Source organism: Planotetraspora kaengkrachanensis (assembly GCF_016862895.1).
Classification (GTDB): domain Bacteria; phylum Actinomycetota; class Actinomycetes; order Streptosporangiales; family Streptosporangiaceae; genus Planotetraspora; species Planotetraspora kaengkrachanensis.
The window spans coordinates 1-1,237 of record NZ_BONV01000080.1 but is presented as its reverse complement, the minus strand read 5'-3'; the positions used below and the strand labels follow the sequence as shown (position 1 = coordinate 1,237).

1 protein-coding gene is annotated in these 1,237 nt (G+C 69.8%); it reads left to right on the top strand.

Annotated features, from left to right (window positions below; genetic code table 11):
* Positions 1–63: 63 nt before the first annotated feature.
* Positions 64–1,237 (top strand): ROK family transcriptional regulator (locus Pka01_RS40425; protein ID WP_203888320.1); only part of this gene is annotated, 1,174 nt, incomplete at its 3' end.

Sequence of the window (1,237 nt, the reverse complement as noted above, 5' to 3'; positions counted from 1 at the left end):
TTCGGTTGGGTGACAGCGTGTGGGAGGGCGGCTTTGGATCGTACGGGAACGAACCTTCCTGCCGTGGGTGAGTACAACCAGACGGTCGTTCTCGATGCGATCCGGCGGCGGCCGGAGGGGATCACGCGGTCGGAGTTGGCGGCGTTGACCGCGTTGAGCGGGATGACGGTGACGAAGGTGTGCCGGCGGCTGCTGGATGCGGGTTTGGTGGATGAGGCCGGTACGCGGACCAGTGGTCCGGGTAAGCCGGCGGCGGTGGTGAAGTTGAATCCGGGGGGCGGGTTCGCGGTGGGGGTGCACATCGATCCGGCGGCGGTGACGTATGTGCTGGTGGATCTGTCGGGGCGGGTGGTGGATCATTCGCGGACGGGGACGCCGGCTGTGGGGGATCCGAGTGCGGTGATCGCGGAGATGGCGGGGGCGATCGAGGCGTTGATCGTGGGGTCGGCGGTGGATCGGTCGCGGATTTTGGGGATCGGGATCGCTTCGCCGGGTCCGGTGAATGTGGATGACGGGGTGTTGCTGAATCCGCCGATGTTGCCGAACTGGCATCGGGTGGCGTTGCGGCGGGCGTTGGCGGAGGCGACGGGGTTGCCGGTGTTGCTGGAGAAGGACACGACGGCGGCGGTGGTGGCGGAGTTGTGGTTCGCGGGGCCGGGCAGCAGCCGCGATTTCGCGTTCATGTATTACGGGACGGGGTTGGGCACGGGGTTGTCGGTGTCGGGTGAGGTCGTGCGTGGGATCACCTCCAACGCCGGGGACGCGGGCCACGTCACCGTCGATCCCGAGGGCCCGATGTGCACCTGCGGGCGGCGCGGCTGCGTCGGGTACATCACCGTCCCGCGGGCGCTGGTCGAACGGGCGGTGCTGGAGGGGGTCCTGCCGGCGGCCGAGGTCGGGGATCTCGACGACATGGTCGCGGTGGACGCGGCGTTCACCCGCTTGGCGGAGTTGGCCGCGGCCGGCGACGGTGGGGCGGGGGCGGTGGTGGCCTATGCCGCGCGGTGTCTTGCAAGGGCGATCGTGGTGATCGTGAACCTCCTCGACATCGACGAGGTGATCTTCGGCGGGCCGTTCTGGGGCCGGATCTCCGCGCCCATCCTGGAGGCGCTGCCGGACGCGGTGCGCAGCGATCCGGCGTTGATCCCGCCGCACGCGGTCCGGTTCGCCCAGTCCGCGATCCCGGTGGACGTGGCCGCCGTGGGCGCCGCGACCCTGGTCCTGGACAACACGTTCT